Origin of the sequence: Mesorhizobium sp. Cs1299R1N1, assembly GCF_037179655.1 — a bacterium.
GTDB lineage: Bacteria > Pseudomonadota > Alphaproteobacteria > Rhizobiales > Rhizobiaceae > Mesorhizobium > Mesorhizobium salmacidum.
In genome coordinates this window covers 1-20,409 of the sequence record NZ_JAPYKR010000013.1, presented here as the reverse complement: position 1 = coordinate 20,409, position 20,409 = coordinate 1, and the positions used below count along the sequence as shown (strand labels likewise).

Genomic DNA, 20,409 nt, shown 5'->3' with positions numbered 1-20,409 from the left:
CGGTTAACCGGCCGAGGCGGGCGGAAGAGCAGGAATCATGAACGAACTGAAGCCGGTACAGAGCGAATTCAACAACATCACGGCAGCCAGCCCGGAAGGCAATCCGGACCGTTTCGTCAACCGCGAGTTCTCCTGGCTGCAGTTCAATCGCCGCGTTCTCGAAGAATCGCTGAACACCCATCACCCGCTGCTGGAGCGCGTCCGCTTCCTGTCGATCTCGGCCGCCAATCTCGACGAATTCTTCATGGTGCGTGTCGCCGGCCTTGCCGGCCAGGTGCGCGAGGGCATCGTGCTGAAGAGCCCTGACGGACGCACCCCAGAACAGCAGCTCGAACAGTTGCTGCGTGAGGTCGAGCGGCTGCAGGAGGACCAACAGAAGAGCCTTTCGGCACTCACGGTGCTGCTCAACAAGGAAGGGATCGAGAGCATCACCCGTGATGCGCTGACCAAGGACGAGAAGGCTTGGCTGGAAGAGCATTTCCAGGACCAGGTGTTTCCGGTGCTTACGCCGCTGTCGATCGACCCGGCGCATCCGTTCCCGTTCATTCCCAATCTGGGCTTCTCGATGGCGCTGCAGCTTCGCCACCGCAAGAATGGCGAGGAGATGAGCGCGCTGCTGCGCCTGCCGGTGGCGTTGAAGCGCTTTATCCGCCTGCCGGACCGCAAGAACCATGTCCGCTTCATTCCGCTGGAGGAGGCGGTCGGCCTTTACATCGGAAAGCTGTTCCCGGGCTACGAGGTCAAGGGCTCCGGCACGTTCCGCATCATCCGCGACAGCGACATCGAGGTCGAGGAAGAATCGGAAGACCTGGTGCGGTTGTTCGAAACCGCGCTGAAGCGTCGCCGCCGCGGTTCGGTCATCCGCATCGAATTCGACATGTTGATGCCGGGAGAATTGCGCGATTTCGTCGCCGGCGAGCTTGGCGTCTCATCGAGCCGCATCAGCGTACTCACGGGCCCGCTGGCGCTCAGCCAGATATCCGAGATCGTCTCCGTTCCCCGCGACGACCTGAAATTCACGCCCTACAATCCGCGCTTTCCCGAGCGCATCCGCGAGCATGGCGGCGACTGTTTTGCCGCCATCCGCGAGAAGGACATCGTCGTCCATCACCCCTACGAGTCGTTCGACGTGGTGGTGCAGTTCCTGCGCCAGGCAATGGCCGACCCCGAAGTGGTGGCAATCAAGCAGACGCTCTATCGCACCTCCAATGACAGCCCGATCGTGCGTGCGCTTGTCGACGCGGCCGAGGCCGGCAAGTCGGTGACGGCGCTGGTCGAGCTCAAGGCCCGTTTCGACGAGGAGGCCAACATCCGCTGGGCGCGCGATCTCGAACGCGCCGGCGTGCAGGTCGTGTTCGGTTTCCTCGAACTCAAGACCCACGCCAAGATGTCGCTGGTGGTGCGGCGCGAGGACGGCAAGCTGCGCAACTACGTCCATCTCGGCACCGGCAACTACCATCCGGTGACGGCGCGCATTTACACCGACCTTTCCTTCTTCACCACCGACCCGACGATCGCCCGCGACGTCGCCCAATTGTTCAATTTCATCACCGGCTATGCCGAGCCGACCGCCGAAATGCGGCTGGCGATCTCGCCGTTCACGCTGAGGAGCCGCATCCTCAAGCACATTTCAGACGAGGTCACCCATGCGTTGGAGGGACGGCCGGCGCGCATCTGGATGAAGATGAACTCCCTTGTCGATCCCATCATCATCGATGCGCTCTACGACGCCAGCCGCGCCGGTGTGGAAATCGACCTTGTGGTGCGCGGCATATGCTGTCTGCGGCCGCAGGTGCCGGGCCTGTCGGAGAACATCAGGGTCAAGTCGATCGTCGGCCGGTTCCTCGAGCACAGCCGCATCTATTGCTTCGGCAACGGCCATGGCCTTCCCTCGGACGAGGCGATTGTCTACATCTCCTCGGCGGACCTGATGCCGCGCAATCTCGACCGCCGTGTCGAGACCATGGTGCCGATCACCAATCCAACTGTGCATGAACAGATCCTGGGCCAGATCATGCTGGGCAACATCATGGACAATCAGCAAAGTTTCGACGTATTGGCTGATGGAACCTCCCGGCGCGTGGTGCTGGAGGAGGGCGAGGAACCGTTCAACGCGCAGGAATATTTCATGACCAATCCGAGCCTGTCGGGACGGGGTGACGCGCTGAAATCGCATGCGCCCAAGCGTATCGCGCAGTTCAAGCGCCGCAAGAAGAACGCCGCCAGCTGATGCTGTCCAATTCCCAGGGCCGGCTGCAGGACCGCCGACCGCTGTCCATCATCGACATCGGATCCAATTCGATCCGTCTTGTCGTCTATGAGGGGCTGGCGCGTTCGCCGACCATGCTGTTCAACGAAAAGATGCTGGCGGGCCTCGGCCGCGGCATCGTGTCGACGGGGAAGCTCGACCCCGAGGGGGTGGCGCGCTCGATGGAGGAGTTTCGCCGTTTCCGCGCGCTCTCCGACCAGGCCGGTGCCGAACACATGTACGTGCTGGCAACCGCCGCGGCCCGTGAGGCGATCAACGGTCCCGATTTCATCCATCGCGCCGAGGATGTGCTCAAGACCGAAATCCGCGTGCTCTCCGGCCGCCAGGAAGCGCATTACTCCGCGCTTGGCGTCATCTCCGGTTTCCATCCGGCCAACGGCATTGCCGGCGACCTTGGCGGCGGCAGCCTGGAGCTTATCGACATCGACGGCGAGGCGATCGGCGACGGCATCACGCTGCCGCTTGGCGGCCTGCGCCTGCAGGACATGGCGAAGAACTCGCTCGTCCAGGCGCAGAAGATCGCGCGCCAGGAATTGGCCCGGGCCAAGCTCTTGAAGGGTGGGCAGGGCAGGACTTTTTACGCTGTCGGCGGCACCTGGCGAAATCTTGCCAGGCTGCACATGGAGATGAACAACTATCCGCTCGGCGTCATGCACCACTACGAAATATCGGCCGAAAGCGCTCAAACCTTCCTCAGGCAAGTGGCCAGGGGCGAGGTCGAAAAGGTGAGGGGTATCGAGGGCGTGTCCAAGAACCGCCGCTCGCTGCTGCCATACGGCGCTCTCGTGCTGCAGGAAATCATGACTGCGATGCAGCCGTCCAGGATCGTCGTTTCGGCGCAAGGCGTACGCGAAGGTTTTCTCTATTCGCTGCTCGACGCGGCCGAGCAGAAGGCCGATCCGCTGATCTCGGCCGCCGAGGAGCTTGCGCTTTTGCGCTCGCGTTCGGTCCATCACGCGCATGATCTGGTCGAATGGACCGGCAAGGCCTTCAAGGCGTTCGGCATCGACGAGACGGAAGACGAAGCGCGCTATCGCCACGCCGCCTGCCTGCTCGCCGATATCGGCTGGCGCGCTCATCCGGAATATCGCGGCAAGCAGTCGCTCAACATCATCGCACATGCGTCCTTCATCGGTGTCGATCATCCCGGCCGCGCCTATCTGGCGCTGACCAACGCCTACCGTCATGACGGCGTCTTCAATGAATTGGTGGCGCCCGAAATCAAGGCGCTGGCGCCGCCGCGGCTGTTGGAGCGCGCCCGCGTGCTGGCGGCGATGATGCGCGTCGTCTACCTGCTGACGGCCGCGATGCCCGGCATCATGCCGAGGCTGAAATGGGAAAGCCGCCCCAACGGCGCGCTGGCGCTGGTTCTGCCGGCTTCGCTTTCCGACCTCTACGGCGAGCGCCCGGCCGGCCGGCTGGCGCAGCTGGCGCGCATCACCAACCGCCGCCTGGAACTGGCGGTCGAGGGCGGGCAGAGCGTGTCGGTCAAATAGTCAAGTCACGTCGGCGCCGATGCCGAAGCCTCGCCCGTCGGCCGACCATGCGCCGGCGCCGGCCATGGCAAGCGCCAGGAAGCCGCCCGCGATGGCGATGTCCTTCATCAGCATCTGCTGATGCATGAAGGCGAGCGTCGCATCGCCGGCGCCTTGGCCGTAATGGCCGATGAAGCCCGCCACGATGCAGAAGGCGGCCAGCAGCAGCGCCACGATCCGTGTCTGGAAGCCGACCAGGATCAGCAGCCCCGCGATCAGTTCGAACAGGCCGGTGCCCCAGGCGGCCAGCGCGGGCAGCGGCAGGCCAAGACCGGAGAAATAGCTGGTGGTCCCGGCAATGTTGGCGAGCGCCTGGAAGCCGGACGGCACGAACAGCACGGCAAACAGCAGCCGCGAAACCATAAGCAATGCATTGCGACCCATGGCACCCTCCTTGCCGGCAGGGTCACCGGCGACCATCGCAGTCTACGCCCATGATCACACAACGAAAAAGCGGCGCGAAAAATTCCGCGCCGCTTGTTGCGGGTTCTTGGAAGGAAAAGTCTTAGCCGCGCCTGGCGTCGATCGAATACGCGCCGGCACCCGAGGAGGCCAGCAGCAAGAAGCCGCCGGTGATGGCGACGTTCTTGAGAAACTGGATCATCTGCATCTGGTCGGCCCAGCCGGTGTGGGCGACCAGACCGGTTGCGATCGTGAAGATCGCGAGCACCCAGGCGGCGATCCTGGTCTGGAAACCGACGAGGACGGCAAGGCCGCCAAGCAGCTCGATCAGGCCGACGATGACGGCTGTCGCCGTCGGTGCCGGCAGGCCGAGGCCACCGAAATAGGCGGCCGTGCCGGAAATGGCGGATAATTTGCCGAATCCGGAAAGCAGGAAAATGACTGCGAGCAGGATACGGCCGAGCAGGATGGTGACAGAACTGTTGGACGCGGTGCCGGCGGCGGAAGTGTTGATGGACATGGTGGCTCTCCGATTGGTTTGAATGGCCACTCAGATAGACGATGCCGACTGTTCACCAAAGACAGCTATGCGGCGACACATTGTTCACGGGACATACATTTCCGTGATCGGGCAGGAGGCGCGAAATTCGTGTCGGACGACGCGGTGGCGGGAGTAAATTCTCCCGCCGAAAAATGTCAGCCGAGGTCCGACGCAATTCCGGACGGAAAACCGCTTTGCACTTTTCCTGGAATCGCTTCATCCCGGATGGGTCATGTCCTCCGGCCGCACCAGGCGGTCATAGTCGGCCTCGCTGACCAGTCCGGTTGCCAGTGCTTCTTCGCGCAACGTCGTGCCCTTCTTGTGCGCGGTCTTGGCGATCTTGGCGGCGTTGTCGTAGCCGATGGTGGGCGCAAGCGCCGTCACCAGCATCAGCGAACGGTCGAGGGCCGCCTTGATGTTGTCCTCTCGCGCCTCGATGCCGATTACGCAATTGTCGGTGAAGGAGACCGATGCGTCGGCCAGCAGTTGCACCGACTGGAGGAAGTTGTAGGCCATCAGCGGATTGTAGACGTTGAGCTCGAAATGGCCCTGGCTGCCGGCGAAGGTCAGCGCCGCATTGTTGCCGAAGACCTGCACGCAAACTTGCGTCATCGCCTCGCACTGCGTCGGGTTGACCTTGCCCGGCATGATCGAGGAGCCGGGCTCGTTTTCCGGCAGCGACAATTCGCCGAGGCCAGAGCGCGGGCCGGAGCCGAGAAAGCGGATGTCGTTGGCGATCTTGAACAGTGCCGCCGCCGCCGCGTTGATGGCGCCGTGCGAGAACACCATGGAATCGTGCGCCGCCAGCGCTTCGAACTTGTTCGGCGCGGTGACGAAGGCGATGCCTGATATGGCGGCGATACGATCGGCCACCCGCTCGGCGAAACCGACCGGCGCATTGAGGCCGGTGCCGACGGCAGTGCCGCCTTGCGCCAATTCCTGCAGGCCGGGCAGCGTCAATTCGATGCGTTTGATCGACGATGCGACCTGCGCCGCGTAGCCGGAGAATTCCTGGCCCAGCGTCAGTGGCGTGGCGTCCTGCGTATGGGTGCGGCCGATCTTGATGATGTGATTGAAGTCCCGGCTCTTGGCGGCGAGCGCCTTATGCAGGTGCTTCAGCGCCGGCAAGAGGTCGTGCACGATCCGCTCGGCGCAGGCGATGTGCATGGCCGTCGGATAGGTGTCGTTCGACGACTGGCTCATATTGACGTGGTCGTTGGGGTGCACCGGCTTTTTCGAGCCCATGACGCCGCCCAGCATTTCGATCGCGCGATTCGAGATCACTTCGTTGGCGTTCATGTTGGACTGCGTGCCCGAACCAGTCTGCCAGACCACCAGCGGGAAGTGGTCGTTGAGCTTGCCGTCGATGACCTCTTGCGCGGCCTCGATGATTGCCTTGCCGATGGCCGCATCGAGCCGCTTGAGCTCCATATTGGCTTCCGCCGCCGCCCGCTTGACGATACCCAGCGCGCGCACGATCGAAGCCGGCTGCTTTTCCCAGCCGATCTTGAAATTGCCCAGGGAACGCTGCGCCTGGGCGCCCCAATACCGGTCGGCGGCAACCTCGATGGGGCCGAACGTATCGGTTTCGGTTCTGGTTTTTTCAGCGCTCACTGGGTCTCTCCTGTCGAAGCCGGCAACGGCGTATCGCGTTGCAGAACGGGCTTCAAGCGGAGAATGCGGGCGACTGAGATGCAAATCGGTTGAAGATGCTTCCGATCTCCCCACTGGAAGCCTTGGAGGAGAGATCGGCAGCTTCGCGTTCTCAACTCAAGGGCGGACCGACAATGTCGATGCCATTTTCCGCGCAGATCCGCACCAGAGCCTCGATCATCTGCGGCGTCGGCTCCGACAGCGGCGGCAATTGCGGCTGTTGGGCGGGACGGCTGGTCTGACGCAGCATCGTCTCGAAATCGGAGCCGCGCGTGATGGTCAAGGTGCGCGCGCCGTCTTGGGATTCGACCCTGTATGTGTGCGGCAGGCCTTTCGGCGCGATGATGATTTCGCCAGGACCGGCGATCTGGTCGTGGCCGTCGATCCGAAAGCGCAGCTGTCCCTCCAGGACATGAAACACCTCGTCCTCGTGCCGATGCACATGCAGCGGCGGAGAATCGCCATGGGGCATGCGGTGCTCGACGACACAGATGCCGTCCTCGCCCTCCGCCGAGGAGAGCCGAATGGCAACCAGTGTGTTGTTGAACCAGAGGAGTTCCTTGCCTGCGATCGTGCTGTTGATCATTGTCATGACGGCTCTCCCTTGTGCTTGCGGTGCCGACCGAGCGGCGTCTGCGGCTACATGACCAAGGATTGGCGGGCGATGGAAATCGAATGATCGTATGGGGCGGATTGATGCCATGAATTTAAATGCGCTCGACCTCAATCTCGTCAGGGTGCTCGATGCGCTTTTGCGTGAACGAAGCGTGACGCGCGCCGGCGAGCAGATCGGGCTGAGCCAGCCCGCCGTGAGCGCGGCGCTCAATCGCCTGCGTCATCTCCTCAACGACCAGCTGTTTGTGCGGAGCGGCAACGACATGGTGCCGACCCCGCGCGCCAAAAGCCTGACGGAGCCGGTGCGCGCGGCACTGCGCGAGATCGAACGCGTTTTCCAGACTGGCAAGGACTTCGATCCTGCCGGATTGGAGCGAACCTTCACCTTCATGGGCGCGGATTTTTTCTCCATGCTGCTGATGCCGCCGCTGGCGGCGCGCATCGCGGCGATGGCGCCCGGCGTGTCGTTTCGCTTTCTGGACAGCGCGCGCGGCGACGTTTCGAGGTTGCTCCAGGACGATGAAATCGACGCTGCCCTCGAACGCCCGCTGGAGGTTCCCGACTGGGTCTCCAGCACGCCACTGTTCCATTCGCCATTCGCAATCATTGCCGCGAGGGACAATACCGCGATCAAACAAGCCGGGATCGCGGACGGCGAGCCTTTGCCGATAGAGCTTTTCTGCGAATTGCCGCATGTTCTTCGCTCCATCGACGGTTCGATGTCGGGCTCTACCGACGCGGCGCTGGACAAGATCGGGCTGAAGCGCCGGGTGAGCCTCGCCTTGCCGCATTTTCAGGCAGTCGCACTGGCGGTAGCCAGTGGAAACCACCTTGCCGCCGTTCCCAGGCAGTTCGCGGTAGCAGCGGTCAAGAGCTTGCCGGTCGTGATCTACCAACCGCCGTTCGCGATTGCGGTGCCGGAAGTCAGGATGTACTGGCACGCCCGCCATGACGATGAGCCGCCGCACCGCTGGATTCGCAATCAGATCCTCGAAGCTGTCGAGGCGCTCGGCTTCAGGGATCTCGACGGCGATGAAACGACCGGTTCCCGGACCTAGGCTTCATCCAGCCGTGTATCCGCCATCCACCGCAAAAATCACCCGTGGGTGGTCGAGCGCTTTTGGGTTGCCAGCCGCGCGGCGACATAGCCCTTGACCTGCCGGATCGCCTGTTCGCGCGAGACGCTGCCCGGCTGAAGGCCAAGGCGAAGCCAAAGTCCGTCGATCAAGGCCGTGACGCCAAGCGCGATGTCGTCGGCCTCGCTGGATGAGGCGAGGCCGCGCAGGCCAGATAACAGGTTCGAGCGCATGCGCCCGTGGATCACCTTCTGGATGCGCGCCAGCTTTTCATCGCGCGGCACCTCGGCACAGAGCGAAAGCCAGGCATGGCAAAGAGGGGGCAGGAAGAGATGCTCCTCGAAATTTCCCTCGATCACCGCATCCAGGCGTTCCATCGATGTCCGTGCCTGGCGAAGCCTTGCGACCACCGCATCGCACAGGACCGCATTGGCTTCGCGCATCGCATGCTCGAACAATTCCTGCTTGTTGCGGAAATAGTGCAGCACGATGCCTTTGGAGGCGCCGGCATGGGCAGCGACCTTTTCCAGCGTCGCCCCCGCAATGCCCTCGCGCTCCAGGACCGCGAAAGCAGCCTGCCGCAATTCCTTGCGGCGTATGTCGCCAAGGCGCTTCAGTTTCACGAGATTGTTCCATGCATCACGAATCCACGTTGACATTTTCGTCCCGCGAGATCAATCATTGACCGACAGGACAATAAAAAGACCAATTGGTCAATTTAGCAATGAGGAGAACGGAATGTTGCGCATCCTTGCAAGTGGTGCCTGTCTTGCCGCGCTGGTCTTGGCCTCGCAAGCGGCCCAGGCGGCGGACCCCGAGCAATGCCGGGCGGTCCGCATGGCCGAGCCCGGCTGGAACGATCTCGCTTTCACCACGGGGGTGGGCAACGTGCTCCTGCAAGCGCTCGGCTATCAGCCACAGAGCGAGGTGCTCGGCATCAACGTCATCTACGAAGGCATGAAGAACCGGGATCTCGACCTGTTCCTGGGTTACTGGGACCCGGCGATGGTCACTTACTACGAGCCCTACAAGAAGGACGGCTCGATCGAGAATGTGCGCGTCAATCTCGTCGGCGCGAAATACACCTTCGCCGTGCCGACCTATGTCTGGGAGGCAGGGGTCAAGGACGTCTCCGACCTGCACAAGTTCGCCGACAAGTTCGGCAAGAAGATGTATGGCATCGAGCCCGGCTCCAACCAGTTGATGATGGATGCCATCGCCGATCCGGCCTTCGGCCTCGATGGCTGGCACGTGGTCGAGTCCAGCGAAGCCGGCATGCTGTCGGAGGTCGGTTACGAGATCAAGGAGAAGCAGTTCATCGTCTTCCAGGGCTGGGCGCCACATCCGATGAACACCATGTACGACTTCAAGTACCTGACCGGCGGCGACAAGTTCTTCGGCCCGAATTTCGGCGCCGCGACGGTGACGACGCAGGTGCGCAAGGGCTACCTGCAGGAATGTCCGAACGTGGCGCAGTTCCTCAGGAACCTAGCCTTCGACATCGACTTCGAGAATGTCGGCATGGGCTACCTCATCAATGACGGCATGAAGCCGGAGGACGGGGCGCTGAAGGCGATCACGCTGAACAAGAACCGCCTCGATGCCTGGCTCGCCGGTGTCACGACTTTCGATGGCAAACCTGGTCTTGCCGCCGTCAAGGAAAAGCTCGGCCTGTGAGACCGCCGGATGCCTTGCCCATTGCCGGAGTGGAACAGGACGCCTGGGCTGGCCGCAAGCAATGGATCAATGCCGGCGATCTCGACATCGCCTATGTCGAGATCGCCGGCGCCGGGCCGCCGCTGTTGCTGCTTCATGGTTTCACGGATACCAGCCGCAGCTTTTCGCTGCTGGCGCCGCACCTGGCCGGACGCCGGCTGATCATGCCCGACCTGCGCGGCCATGGTGCCTCGCAGGCGGGCGACGGCTGCAGCGTCGCGGATTTCGCCGAGGATATCGCCGGGTTGATCCGGCACCTGCGGTTGGACCAGCCTGTCGTCGTCGGTCATTCCCTGGGCGGCATGGTGGCGATTGCATTGGCCGCGCGGCAGCCGGACCTCATCGGTGGCCTGGTCGTGCTGGCCAGCGCGCTGACGCCCGGTTTCACGCCGGACCATCCGCTGCCGGTCGGCATCCAGGATTTGCGCGACCCGCTATCGCCGGCCGACCCGTTCTACGACTGGTGGCATGCCTGCCGGTCCTCGGTGCCGCGGCCGTTCCTGGCTGGCCTGGCGACGGAAGCTTCCGCCATGCCGGTGGCCCGCTGGCGCGCCATTCTGGAGGAAGTCCGCATCACGGACCTTACTGCCGAGGCGCGGGCCGTGCGGGCCAGGGCGCTGATCATCGCCGGCGCCTGCGACCCGCTTTTCGGCGAAGCGCACCAGCAGGCTTTGGCCGAGGCGCTGACCGGATCCCGTCTCGTCTGGGCACCAAATTGCGGTCACAATCCGCATTGGGAGGATCCGGCCTTTGTCGCCTCCGCGATCTCGGGGATGTTGTCCGGCCGCTGATCACCTCAACAGCGATCGGGCCGTGGGCACCAGCCGCAACGTCTCGGCCGGCTTCGCGCTGACGGCTTGCATGCTCTGGCCGAGCGCCCCCCACGCCGGCGAAACGGCGAGGCGATGGCTGGCATCGGCGTTGTGGAAGGCGGTAACGGCGATGAAGACGTTTTCTCCGGCGCGCACGGGAAGTCGAGGGAACGTGTTTGCGGCCGGCTCCGTCAGGAAGGCGCCGAGCAGACGCGCGCCGTTCTGGGCAAGCCGCGCAACCATCTCCGCCCGGAAACGCCCGGCGAAGTCGGCGCCGGTGCCCGGCAGCAAATGATGAATCGAAATCTCAACCAGACCAGGCAACCGATTCCGATCGCCTGTGCTTTTGGCCGCCGTTGGCCGGCGCGGTCCTGACAGTTCGAAGCCGGCGTCCGGCCAGGCCGGTCGCAGCAGCAACACATCGTCGGAATCGATCATCGTCGCATTGGCGGCATCACGGTGCGCCGCCCATACAGGGCCGTCATAGAATGGGCCGAGAGCATCCTTTCGGGCATCCATGCTCTCGAAGCCGCGCATCCAGACGAACATGTCGGGGCGATCGAGGTCGCGGAATTGGCCAATAATCGTCATCCCCGCGTCTTCCTGGCTTTCGATGAACTTCGTGTCGAAGATCTCGATCAACGTTTCGCGCCGGCCGGGTTTCAATGTGTACTGGCGCAATTCAACGATCGGCGAGGCGAGTGCAGCGGGCTTCGGCATGGCATTCGGGGTCGGCTTCATCCGGCGTTCTCCAAAACAGGTTGATCATCCTGTTTATAAACAGACCGGTTGCCCTGTTTTGTCAACATGCTATCCTTCGGCAATGTCAGCAGAGATAAACGTCCGGCCAAGGCGAGCCCGAGGCAAACGCATCAACGATCCCGAAGGCATGCGCCGGAAAGTGCTCGATGTCGCGGAAGTCGCGTTTCAGGCACGCGGCTATCATGCTTCCAGCCTGGGCGACCTGATGACGGCGGCAGGCGTCAGCGGTGGCGCGCTGCATCATCATTTCCCGACCAAGAAGGCATTGGCGCTGGCGGTCATCGACGAGCGCGTGGCGGCGGCGGTCGAGGAGATGTGGATAGCGCCGGTGCGGCAGGCGGCTTCGGCGCGTGAAGGCGTGCGTCACGTGTTCGAAGCCGTGGCGGCGGAACTGGAACGGCAAGGTTTCGTACGCGGCTGCCCGCTCAACAATCTAGCGCATGAACTCTCGCTCGCCGATCCCGAATTCCGGATTGCCCTTGCCGGTATTTTTGCGGCATGGCGCCAGGCGATCGCCGACAAGATCAGGGCCGACCAGCGGGAGGGCAGGGAGCAAGGCACGGATCCCGGGCATTTTGCGCTGGTTGCCGTCGCCACCTATTCCGGCGCCATGTCGCTGGCCAAGACAGAGCAGCACGCCGGCCCGTTGCGCGATTGCCTTGCGGCGTTCGACCGGAGCGCCGCGCAAGCGCAATCATCGCAGGGCGATCCGGGGGCGAGGCGACGTCGCAGAGTGCTGCGGCGGTTCGGCGGCACTTGAGGGCAAGCTACAGCCGAGCTTGCCGCCGATGCCGCGACGAGCGTGGAAAGCCGGTTGCTACTCGGCTAATGACTTGATCGTCTCGTAACAGCTGAACTTTACTGCCGCCCGCTCTCCATGCTGAAATTCCCCAATGATGAATCGCCCTTCGTCCCTTTTGCTGTCGCGCCGTGGTTTTCTGTTGCAGGCCGCTGGTCTTGCCGCGGCCAGTGCGCTTCCGCGCCAGGCGCTCGGTCAGACCGGGCAGCGCATCCAGCCCGTCGACGCCACCTTCCTGTTCGTCGCCGATGTCCATGCCTGCCGCATGGCGAGCGGTTTGAGCCCCAATTGCCAGCAGGAAGGCAAGACGGACGCGGCGCTGCTGCGCAATGTCGCGGCGTTGAACGCCATCGGTGACAAGCAGTGGCCGGCCGAGATCGACGGCGTCGCCACGGGCTTGCGGTCGGCCGGCAGCCGTATCGGCACGCCGCTCGGCCTTGCCGTCGGCGGTGACATCACCGACGATGGCGGCGGCCAGATCACCGAGCCCAGCGAAGGCACCCAACTCCTGCAGTTCAGCCAGCGCTATCAGCAAGGCATGGGCCCCGACCGCGTGCATGTTCCGGTTTATGTCGGGCTCGGCAATCATGACCTCGATCAGAACGGTCCGCCACATCATGTCGACTGGTACCGGCGCGAAATGCGCGATTATGTCGAGGTCAATCACCGCGCCGGCGTGTTCTTCAAGCCGCCGGTGCCGGCCACCAGCTACGACGTCGACACCGACTGCTATTCATGGGACTGGGGTGGCCTGCATCTGGTGCAGACCCATCGTTTCGCCGGCGACACCGGCCATGGCGCCGACAACAGCCTGCCTTGGCTCAAGCAGGATCTGGCGACCTACGCGGCGGACGGCCGCCCGGTCATCCTGTTCCAGCACTATGGCTGGGACAGTTTTTCGATGGAGCGGTGGGATACCGTCAAGAGAGTATTCGACGACGGCGGCAAGGGAGCGTCGCATTGGTGGAGCGATGCGGACCGCCAGGCATTGCTGGCGGCCCTGAAGGGCTACAACGTCGTTGCCGTCTTCCATGGTCATCAGCACGAGGTGCCGATGATCTATCAACGCGACGGCCTCGATCTCTTCAAGCCGAAAGCGGCCTACATGGGCGGCTTCGCTCTGGCACGTGTCACCGACGACAGCCTGGACGTCGTGTTGGGGCAAGCCAGCGACGATCATGGCGACGTGATTTTCACCAACGCCTTCAGCAAATCGCTGAAGACGTGAAAAGGGCCGCTCGATGCGGCCCTTCACAGCGATCAAACAGATTTCTTGACCTTGTCCTTCACGTCGCCATAGGCCTTCTGCACCTTGCCTGTGGCCTTGTCGGCCATGCCTTCGGTCTGCGTCCGCCTGTCGCCGGTCGCCTTGCCGGCGGCTTGCTTGACCGAGCCTTTCACCTGCTTGGCCACGCCGGCGACCTGATCCTTGTTCACCATTTCCGCATCTCCCGGATCTTGTTCGCTTGAGCAAACGAGCCGGCACGGTTTCGGTTCCAGCAGCCGCTCCCTGTGTCGGCAAACAGTGCCTTTCGGCGGCCGGGCCGGCGGGCTAGGGTGCCGGCCGGCGCAGTTCGCAAGGAGCAACCGCGAAGGGGGACAGATGTCGGAATTCACGCTCTACATCGGCAACAAATGCTTTTCGTCCTGGTCGCTCAGGCCCTGGGTGGCGATGCGGCACCTGGAGATACCGTTCGAAGAAGGATTCGTGCGGCTGCGCACGCCCGAGACTTTTGCCAATCTGGCGAAAGTTTCGCCGACCGGTCAGGTGCCCGTCCTGGTTCACAAGCCCTTGAATCACGATGGCAGGATGGTCTGGGAAACCCTTGCCATCCTTGAATATCTCGCCGACCTTTTTCCTGGGAAAAAGCTCTGGCCGGCCGATATCGGCGCCCGGGCGCTGGCGCGTTCGGCGGCGACCGAGATGCATTCCGGTTTTCGCGAAGTCCGCTATGGCTGGCCGATGAATTTGCGCCGGCCAAAGGGGCACAAGCCGCTCGATGCCGAGGGCGAGGCCCAACGTGCCCGCATCGAGGCGCTGTGGCGCGAGTGCCGTGAGAAACATGGCAAGGGCGGCCCGTTTCTGTTCGGTCATTTCACCGCGGCCGATGCCATGTATGCGCCTGTCGTCACCCGTTTCGACACCTATGGCGGGGAGCTGGCGCCCGACACCAGGGCCTATGTCAACGCGGTTCTGGCAACACCGGCCATGCGCCAATGGTATGCCGAAGCCGCCGAGGAGACATGGCCGGAGCCGGGTCCCGACGAATAGGGCTGTCCGTGAAGCGGTCTTACCTAGGGATCGGGACGGGCGCGTGAGGTGCTTTCAACTGACGGATTTCGGGCCGATAGCGCAATATTTGACAGGCGGCTGAAACACGGGTAGAAGAAATCTGTCGATATTTGTTTGACTGACTTTTGTTATCCGCGCTTTCGAGCGCGCCTTTGACGAACTTCCCACATCAAAAATCGAGACAAACGACGTTGTGCATCCGCACGGCGGCGAACGAATATTTGCCATGGAAAGGGTTCGTCATGAGCACCGGCACAGTTAAGTGGTTCAACGCCACCAAGGGTTTTGGTTTTATTCAGCCTGACGACGGCTCCGCCGACGTTTTTGTCCACATCTCGGCCGTGGAACGCGCCGGCATGCGCGACATCGTCGAGGGCCAGAAGCTCGGCTACGAGATGGTCCGCGACAACAAGTCGGGCAAGATGTCCGCCGACCAGTTGAAGGCGGCCTGAAGAAAGAATTCAGCCGTCCCGGTGACCACGGATGTACTGGCACCGGTGAATGGCGAATTCGGACGCACGGCCATGGGGACCTGAGTTTCCAAGGTTTGTGATGCCCATCAGGAGCTAGCCTTGTGCATCCAGATGGATGCGCGGCGCTCCCAGGGAAGGTCAGGCGGTGCCTGGCCTTTTTCATTTTCCGCTTGTTGCCGCTGAAAATGCGCTGCGCATTGGGCTGAACGTGCTAAGGGACGCTCCAGCAATTTGAATCCGCTGCCGCATTGCTTTGTGCATGGTCCCGACCGAAGACCCGGTCTCGCCCTATCGGCACCAGGCTCCTGACAGGAGAAGATTTTGACCGCCCATTCGAAGACAGCCGTCGATCCGGCCGTGTCGCTGTTCAGCAAGACGCAAACCCAGTCGATGTCGCTCAACCGCATCATTTCCGAGCGCGATGCCGTCAGCCAGGCGCGGGAAGCCAAGACCGCGCGCTTGCGCGAGTTGCGGCTGGAGAAAGAGGCCGACGAGATGGCCGCCGCCGCAGCACTCGCGTCGCTGCCGAAACGAGCCGGAAAACGTTGATGGCCACCAAGCGCGTACCGTCAACGCCGATCGCCGCCGATGCGACCATCGCCGACATGGTCGAAACCCTCGACAAGCCGGTCGAATATGTCCGTCGCGTGCTGGAGAAACTCGAACGCTGCAAGCGCGCCCACGGCGATGCCCAGGTGCGCATCGGCGTGCGCGGCCGTGCCGAGTGCCCGAACTACCTCATCGAATATGTCCGCGAAGACGCCAAGACCCACGAGCGGGTGACCTATCAGGATGCCGCCTATAGCGGCAGCACGCATCGTGAGCTGGCGGTGCATCACATCGCGGAAGCCAGGAACTGGTCGCCCGAGGAAATGAACATCACGGCGGTTTCGGCGCTGATCGGCCGCCTGCGCAATCCGCGCGCACCATCATCGCGTTTCGCCGACGAGGACTGACATGGCCATAAAATTCTCCGCCAAGGACCAGCCGGCAGCGCCGGCTTCCGCCGCAAAGCCGGCCAAGCCGGTTGCCGCGCCAAAGGCGGCCGAGGCAGCGACCGATCTGTTCAAGTCGCCGGCGGACGCACCGAAGGGCAAGACCGGCAAGAAGAAGTAGCGCCTTGCCTGGGGACGCCGATCGCAATGTTGCCGCTTCGAAGCCGTTTGCCGTGGCAGCCGCGACCAGCCAGCCGTCGTCTCAACCGGGCATCGCTCCCGTGTTCGATTGCCAGAGCTGCGGCGCGTGCTGTTCCTATTCGGCCGAATGGCCGCGCTTTTCGACCGAGGACGATGCCCAGCTCGACCGCATCCCGGAAAAATACGTGGCGGCCGACCTGTCGGGTATGCGCTGTGACGGCGTGCGCTGTTCGGCCCTGTCCGGCGAAGTCGGCAAGTCGACCGCTTGCACCATCTACGAAATGCGACCGGATGTCTGCCGCGCCTGCATGCCTGGCGATGACGAGTGCCTGATGGCGCGCCGGGCGCTCGGATTTTCCACCGTTTAGCGCGCCCTCCTGGCGGCGGCGCCCGTGGCTTGTGCGCACCCCACTTGCTGGCTAGGCTGCGTCAGGGCAGGGCGCTGGAGGAGATCATCGTGAGCATCGAATTTCTATTGACGTCGCTGATCGTCGTGGCTTCGCCCGGCACCGGCGTTCTCTACACGCTGAGCGCCGGACTTTCGCGCGGTGCGCGGGCCTCGATCATTGCCGCCTTCGGCTGCACGCTCGGCATCATCCCACATATGGCCGCTGCCATCACCGGTCTGGCGGCGCTGCTGCACACCAGTGCGGTCGCCTTCGAGACGCTGAAATATCTCGGTGTCGCCTATCTGCTCTACATGGCCTGGAACACGCTGAAGGAGAAGGGCGGCCTGAGCGTCGAGGAAAATGTCGCGCCACGCTCGGCCGGCAAGGTGATCGCCACCGGCATCCTCGTCAATGTGCTCAATCCGAAACTGTCGATCTTCTTCTTCGCCTTCCTGCCGCAATTCGTCAGCACCACCGAGCCCAACGCGCTGTCGAAGATGCTGGAGCTCAGCTCGGTCTTCATGCTTTTGACCTTCGTGGTTTTTGTCGGCTACGGCATCTTCGCGGCGTCGATCCGCAGCCATGTCGTGTCGCGACCGATGGTGCTGACCTGGATGCGCCGGACGTTTGCCGGCGCCTTCGTCATGCTCGGCGCCAAGCTGGCACTGGCGGACAGGTGATCGCGCGGCTTACAGCATGTCGCGGCGAATAGGGTTCGCCCGACCTGCTGTAAGCTTCTCATTTTATGCACGTCCCGGGACCGAGGACACTTCCGGGCGACATGCATTAGCCCTTGACGTAACCCATGGCCTCGACGATCCGCCCGTCCGCGACGCGCATCAGGTTGACGCCGCGCAGCGAATTGCCGTCGGCCATCCAGTAGCGCCAGCGAATCGTGGCGCGGTCGCCGGCCACGAAAGTCTCTTCGAGGTCGAAGCGCGTACCGGGTGCGGTGGCGATCGCCGACCACAGCTCGACACAGGCTGCCTTGCCGGCGCGGCGCGCGCCACATGGCGCCGGCGTGGTGTTCTCGATCACGCAGTCCTGCGCCACCAACTCGTCGAGAGCCGAGGGGTCGTGACGCTGGAACACGTCGTTATAGCGCCGCATGATTTCAGCCGTTTCGCCGGATCGGTTGGCCGCGGCGATGTCGATGATCGATTCCTGGGTCATCGGATTTTCTCCTTCCGTTCTTAGTGAGTTATGAGGTTCGCTTTCAGGGTGATCGCGGCGACGCCGGCCAGCGCCCGCGAGACGAGGCATCCCGCCTTGGCCGACTGCGCCAGCCGCTCGAAGTCGGCGGCGGCGAGACCGGCGACGTTCGCCTCCGTCTTGAGCTCGATGCGGGTAATCGTCGGCCCGGCCGCGGTGGCGCCCAGATGTACCTTTGCGATCGTGTGGATATCGCTTGCGATATGACCTTCGCTGCCGAGAATGGCGGTGAGCGCCATTGAGAAGCAGCCGGCGTGGGCGGCCGCGATCAGTTCCTCCGGATTGGTTCCGGGGCCGTTCTCGAAGCGGGACGGAAACGAGTAGGCGCCTTCGAAAACGCCGCTGCCCAGCCTTAGCCGGCCGGATCCTTCCTTGAGCGTGCCGTGCCATTCGGCCGATGCGTCGCGAATTGTCATTGCTCTCTCCTTTGGTTGATGAATAGGGGCTCACGCGCCGTCGATAACGACCTTGCCGAACACGTCGCCCTGCATGAAATGCCGATATGCCTCGCGCGCTTCGGTAAACGGGAAGACCTTGTCGATGGCGGGCTTCAAGCGATGCGCCGCGACGGCGGCGAGCATTGCCTCCAGGCCGTTGCGGCTGCCGACGAAGACGCGGCCGATGGTGACAAGACTGCGCTGGTAGACGGCGGCTGGGATCTCGACCGATCTACCCTTCTGGTCCTGGACCGTCAGCAGTACGATGCGTCCGTAGAGGGAGCTTGCGATCAGCGATTGCGTAAAGGTCGCCGGCCCGCCGGTCTCGACGGTCAGATCGATGCCGCCCGTCGCCTCGCGCAGCTTGGTGCCCCAATCCGGCGTCTCGGCCGTTGCGATCACGAGGTCGGCGCCGAGCGCGCGCAACCGGTCGGATTTTTCGACGCGCGAGGTGACAGCCGCCACGCGGCAGCCCATCAGCTTGGCAAACTGCAGCGCAAACAGCGCGACGCCGCCCGAGCCGATAATCAGGACCCATTGCCCCGGTTTTGGGACCTCGGCGCCCGTCAGCGCGCTCCAGGCCGTCAGCCCCGCGCAGCTGAATGTCGCGGCTTCATGCCAGTCGAGATGCTCAGGCAGCCGCACCGCCCATTGCTCGTCGAGCAAGGCATATTCACCGAGCATGCCGTCCAGCGTGCAGCCGAGCTGGTCGATGAGCCCGGCGTTGATGCGGCCATCGATCCAGCGCGCGAAATAGCTGCCGGTGACGCGGTCGCCGACGGCAAGGCGGGTCACACCATCGCCGATGGCCACCACTTCGCCGGCGCCATCGCTCAGCGGCACGACGCCGGCCCGCGGCGCCAGCGGATAGGCGCCGTTGAGGATCATCGTGTCACGGCGATTGAGCGAGGTGGCGCGCACCCGCATCAGGATCTGACGCGGACCCGGCTGGAGGACCGCTTCCTCACGCATCACCAGTCTATCGAGGCCGCCGTCCTGTCCTTCCAGCCGATACTTTTGCATTATTGCCTCCGAAATAGGTAGACCGATTTACATATTATGTAGACCGATTGTCATATTCCGCGCAAGCCCTATAATGCGCACTCCTGACAGAGGTTGACATGGCGACGGACACACGCACGCGGATGATCGAGGCGACGGCACTGCTTTTGCGGCGGCGCGGCTATCACGGCACTTCGCTGAACGACATTTTGAGTGCCAGCGCCGCGCCGCGCGGCTCGCTCTATTTCCATTTCCCAGGCGGCAAGGACCAACTGGTCATCGAGGTGACGCGCGCCAGCGTGGCCGACGTGACCGAGCGGCTGGGTGCCCAACTGGAGGCGGAAAGCGATCCGGCGGTGGCCGTCCACCACATTTACCAGTCCGTCGCCCGCATGCTGGAGGACAACGAGTTTTCGCTCGGCTGCCCGATCGCGCCGGTCGTGCTCGATGCGCCGAACGACGTGCCCGACCTCGAAGAGATCTGCCGCTCGGCTTTCGAGCAGTGGATAGGCTTGCTGCGGGATGCCTTCATCAGGGCAGGGATCCCGGAGCGTCGCGCGCAGGCGCTGGCGCTGCTGGTCGAATCTTCGCTGGAAGGCCTGATGGTGATTGCCCGCGCCACCCGCGACCGCGCCCCGCTGCTGGCAGTGGCTGACGAGGTCGGGGCCCTGATCGAGCAAGCGGTGCTCGCCGGCAAGGTGGCACGGCAGGCGGAGACTGTTGCTGTCTGACGCTGGTTCCAACCAACCGCGGTGGAGCACCAGCCTCAACAGCAAAGAAAAGGGCGACCTCTCGGCCGCCCTTCGATAATTTTGCGAGGATGGCTGGATTAGAAATCCATGCCGCCCATGCCGCCCATGCCGCCGCCGCCCATGCCGCCAGGCATGCCGCCGCCAGCCGAGTCCTTCTTCGGAGCTTCGGCGATCATGGCTTCGGTGGTGACGAGCAGGCCGGCGACCGATGCCGCGTCCTGGAGGGCCGTGCGCACGACCTTGACCGGATCGACGATACCCATGACGATCATATCGCCATATTCGCCGGTCTGGGCGTTGTAGCCGAAGGTCGCGCCTTTGTTCTCGAGGATCTTGCCGGCGACGATCGATGCTTCCGCACCGGCGTTGGCCGCGATCTGGCGGGCCGGAGCCTGCAGTGCACGACGAACGATGTTGATGCCGGCGGCCTGGTCGGCGTTGACGCCGGTCACCTTGATGTTGGCCGAAGCGCGCAGCAGGGCAACGCCACCGCCGGCAACGATGCCTTCTTCCACGGCCGCGCGGGTCGCGTTGA

The 20,409-nt window shown here is 63.4% G+C and carries 26 protein-coding genes; 15 read left to right on the top strand and 11 right to left on the bottom strand.

What is annotated here, in order from left to right; translation table 11 throughout:
- The first annotated feature begins 37 nt into the window (after positions 1 to 37).
- Both O7A70_RS25570 and ppx read left to right on the top strand, forming a co-directional pair.
- Positions 38 to 2,230, top strand: coding sequence for an RNA degradosome polyphosphate kinase (locus O7A70_RS25570; protein ID WP_337142873.1), 2,193 nt, complete (start codon positions 38 to 40; stop codon positions 2,228 to 2,230).
- Positions 2,230 to 3,765 (top strand): exopolyphosphatase, encoded by a 1,536-nt coding sequence (ppx, locus tag O7A70_RS25565; RefSeq protein ID WP_337142872.1) that lies wholly within the window; start codon positions 2,230 to 2,232, stop codon positions 3,763 to 3,765. The genes O7A70_RS25570 and ppx overlap by 1 nt, the downstream gene beginning before the upstream one ends.
- Here the strand turns inward: ppx and O7A70_RS25560 are convergent, their stop codons facing one another.
- The 4 genes from O7A70_RS25560 to O7A70_RS25545 all read right to left on the bottom strand — a co-directional run bounded on the left by O7A70_RS25560 (position 3,766) and on the right by O7A70_RS25545 (position 6,992).
- The gene (locus tag O7A70_RS25560) at positions 3,766 to 4,188 is read right to left on the bottom strand and encodes a DoxX family protein (RefSeq protein ID WP_027144466.1); all 423 of its coding nucleotides are present in this window, start codon (positions 4,186 to 4,188) and stop codon (positions 3,766 to 3,768) included.
- Positions 4,189 to 4,309: 121 nt separating this feature from the next.
- The gene (locus O7A70_RS25555; protein ID WP_140507418.1) at positions 4,310 to 4,726 is read right to left on the bottom strand and encodes a DoxX family protein; all 417 of its coding nucleotides are present in this window, start codon (positions 4,724 to 4,726) and stop codon (positions 4,310 to 4,312) included.
- A 237-nt stretch (positions 4,727 to 4,963) separates the two neighbouring features.
- Positions 4,964 to 6,361, bottom strand: a complete 1,398-nt coding sequence (gene fumC, locus O7A70_RS25550) for a class II fumarate hydratase (protein ID WP_337142871.1) — start codon at positions 6,359 to 6,361, stop codon at positions 4,964 to 4,966.
- A gap of 151 nt (positions 6,362 to 6,512) precedes the next feature.
- Positions 6,513 to 6,992 carry a cupin domain-containing protein gene (locus tag O7A70_RS25545; protein ID WP_027144463.1) on the bottom strand — a complete coding sequence of 160 codons (480 nt, stop codon included), beginning with the start codon at positions 6,990 to 6,992 and terminating at the stop codon, positions 6,513 to 6,515.
- Positions 6,993 to 7,101: 109 nt separating this feature from the next.
- Here O7A70_RS25545 and O7A70_RS25540 point away from each other — a divergent pair, with 109 nt between their 5' ends.
- The gene (locus O7A70_RS25540) at positions 7,102 to 8,073 is read left to right on the top strand and encodes a LysR family transcriptional regulator (protein WP_337142870.1); all 972 of its coding nucleotides are present in this window, start codon (positions 7,102 to 7,104) and stop codon (positions 8,071 to 8,073) included.
- A 38-nt stretch (positions 8,074 to 8,111) separates the two neighbouring features.
- On the opposite strand, the gene betI is transcribed toward O7A70_RS25540, so the two are convergent.
- Positions 8,112 to 8,750, bottom strand: a complete 639-nt coding sequence (gene betI / locus O7A70_RS25535) for a choline-binding transcriptional repressor BetI (RefSeq protein WP_337142869.1) — start codon at positions 8,748 to 8,750, stop codon at positions 8,112 to 8,114.
- Between the two features lie 79 nt (positions 8,751 to 8,829).
- On the opposite strand from betI, the gene choX reads away from it, so the two are divergent.
- Together choX and O7A70_RS25525 are read left to right on the top strand one after the other, a co-directional pair.
- Positions 8,830 to 9,768, top strand: a complete 939-nt coding sequence (gene choX, locus O7A70_RS25530) for a choline ABC transporter substrate-binding protein (RefSeq protein WP_337142868.1) — start codon at positions 8,830 to 8,832, stop codon at positions 9,766 to 9,768.
- The gene (locus O7A70_RS25525) at positions 9,765 to 10,598 is read left to right on the top strand and encodes an alpha/beta fold hydrolase (protein WP_337142867.1); all 834 of its coding nucleotides are present in this window, start codon (positions 9,765 to 9,767) and stop codon (positions 10,596 to 10,598) included. Before choX ends, O7A70_RS25525 begins: the two co-directional genes overlap by 4 nt.
- Here O7A70_RS25525 and O7A70_RS25520 read toward each other — a convergent pair whose 3' ends face one another.
- Positions 10,599 to 11,360, bottom strand: a complete 762-nt coding sequence (locus tag O7A70_RS25520) for an NIPSNAP family protein (protein WP_337142866.1) — start codon at positions 11,358 to 11,360, stop codon at positions 10,599 to 10,601.
- Positions 11,361 to 11,508: 148 nt separating this feature from the next.
- Between O7A70_RS25520 and O7A70_RS25515 the strand changes: the two genes are divergently transcribed.
- Together O7A70_RS25515 and O7A70_RS25510 are read left to right on the top strand one after the other, a co-directional pair.
- A complete protein-coding gene (locus O7A70_RS25515) occupies positions 11,509 to 12,141 on the top strand; it encodes a TetR/AcrR family transcriptional regulator (protein WP_337142865.1) in 633 nt (210 codons plus the stop codon).
- Between the two features lie 133 nt (positions 12,142 to 12,274).
- The gene (locus tag O7A70_RS25510) at positions 12,275 to 13,408 is read left to right on the top strand and encodes a metallophosphoesterase (protein ID WP_337142864.1); all 1,134 of its coding nucleotides are present in this window, start codon (positions 12,275 to 12,277) and stop codon (positions 13,406 to 13,408) included.
- A gap of 32 nt (positions 13,409 to 13,440) precedes the next feature.
- On the opposite strand, the gene O7A70_RS25505 is transcribed toward O7A70_RS25510, so the two are convergent.
- Positions 13,441 to 13,620, bottom strand: coding sequence for a CsbD family protein (locus tag O7A70_RS25505; RefSeq protein ID WP_337142863.1), 180 nt, complete (start codon positions 13,618 to 13,620; stop codon positions 13,441 to 13,443).
- Between the two features lie 163 nt (positions 13,621 to 13,783).
- Here O7A70_RS25505 and O7A70_RS25500 point away from each other — a divergent pair, with 163 nt between their 5' ends.
- The 7 genes from O7A70_RS25500 (at position 13,784) to O7A70_RS25470 (ending at position 17,151) form a co-directional block, all read left to right on the top strand.
- Positions 13,784 to 14,452 carry a glutathione S-transferase family protein gene (locus tag O7A70_RS25500; RefSeq protein WP_337142862.1) on the top strand — a complete coding sequence of 223 codons (669 nt, stop codon included), beginning with the start codon at positions 13,784 to 13,786 and terminating at the stop codon, positions 14,450 to 14,452.
- A gap of 263 nt (positions 14,453 to 14,715) precedes the next feature.
- Positions 14,716 to 14,925: a cold-shock protein gene (locus O7A70_RS25495; protein WP_010915421.1), complete on the top strand. Its 210-nt coding sequence runs from the start codon at positions 14,716 to 14,718 to the stop codon at positions 14,923 to 14,925.
- 342 nt (positions 14,926 to 15,267) lie between these two features.
- Positions 15,268 to 15,495 (top strand): hypothetical protein, encoded by a 228-nt coding sequence (locus tag O7A70_RS25490; protein ID WP_337142861.1) that lies wholly within the window; start codon positions 15,268 to 15,270, stop codon positions 15,493 to 15,495.
- Positions 15,495 to 15,902: a hypothetical protein gene (locus O7A70_RS25485; protein WP_027144452.1), complete on the top strand. Its 408-nt coding sequence runs from the start codon at positions 15,495 to 15,497 to the stop codon at positions 15,900 to 15,902. Before O7A70_RS25490 ends, O7A70_RS25485 begins: the two co-directional genes overlap by 1 nt.
- Position 15,903: 1 nt before the next feature.
- Positions 15,904 to 16,062 carry a hypothetical protein gene (locus O7A70_RS25480; RefSeq protein ID WP_140507392.1) on the top strand — a complete coding sequence of 53 codons (159 nt, stop codon included), beginning with the start codon at positions 15,904 to 15,906 and terminating at the stop codon, positions 16,060 to 16,062.
- A 52-nt stretch (positions 16,063 to 16,114) separates the two neighbouring features.
- Positions 16,115 to 16,450, top strand: a complete 336-nt coding sequence (locus O7A70_RS25475; RefSeq protein ID WP_337143002.1) for a YkgJ family cysteine cluster protein — start codon at positions 16,115 to 16,117, stop codon at positions 16,448 to 16,450.
- Between the two features lie 89 nt (positions 16,451 to 16,539).
- Positions 16,540 to 17,151, top strand: coding sequence for a LysE family translocator (locus tag O7A70_RS25470; protein WP_135863877.1), 612 nt, complete (start codon positions 16,540 to 16,542; stop codon positions 17,149 to 17,151).
- Positions 17,152 to 17,257: 106 nt separating this feature from the next.
- Here the strand turns inward: O7A70_RS25470 and O7A70_RS25465 are convergent, their stop codons facing one another.
- From O7A70_RS25465 to O7A70_RS25455, 3 genes are read right to left on the bottom strand one after another with little or no spacing between them, the layout of a single operon-like run.
- Positions 17,258 to 17,644: a nuclear transport factor 2 family protein gene (locus tag O7A70_RS25465; RefSeq protein WP_337142860.1), complete on the bottom strand. Its 387-nt coding sequence runs from the start codon at positions 17,642 to 17,644 to the stop codon at positions 17,258 to 17,260.
- Between the two features lie 20 nt (positions 17,645 to 17,664).
- Entirely contained in the window at positions 17,665 to 18,099 is a 435-nt protein-coding gene (locus tag O7A70_RS25460) for an OsmC family protein (protein ID WP_337142859.1), read from the bottom strand.
- A 30-nt stretch (positions 18,100 to 18,129) separates the two neighbouring features.
- Positions 18,130 to 19,143 carry a zinc-dependent alcohol dehydrogenase family protein gene (locus tag O7A70_RS25455; protein WP_337142858.1) on the bottom strand — a complete coding sequence of 338 codons (1,014 nt, stop codon included), beginning with the start codon at positions 19,141 to 19,143 and terminating at the stop codon, positions 18,130 to 18,132.
- 98 nt (positions 19,144 to 19,241) lie between these two features.
- Between O7A70_RS25455 and O7A70_RS25450 the strand changes: the two genes are divergently transcribed.
- A complete protein-coding gene (locus O7A70_RS25450) occupies positions 19,242 to 19,853 on the top strand; it encodes a TetR/AcrR family transcriptional regulator (protein ID WP_337142857.1) in 612 nt (203 codons plus the stop codon).
- A 98-nt stretch (positions 19,854 to 19,951) separates the two neighbouring features.
- Here O7A70_RS25450 and O7A70_RS25445 read toward each other — a convergent pair.
- The coding region (locus O7A70_RS25445; protein WP_337142856.1) for a TCP-1/cpn60 chaperonin family protein at positions 19,952 to 20,409 on the bottom strand (458 nt) is incomplete at its 5' end.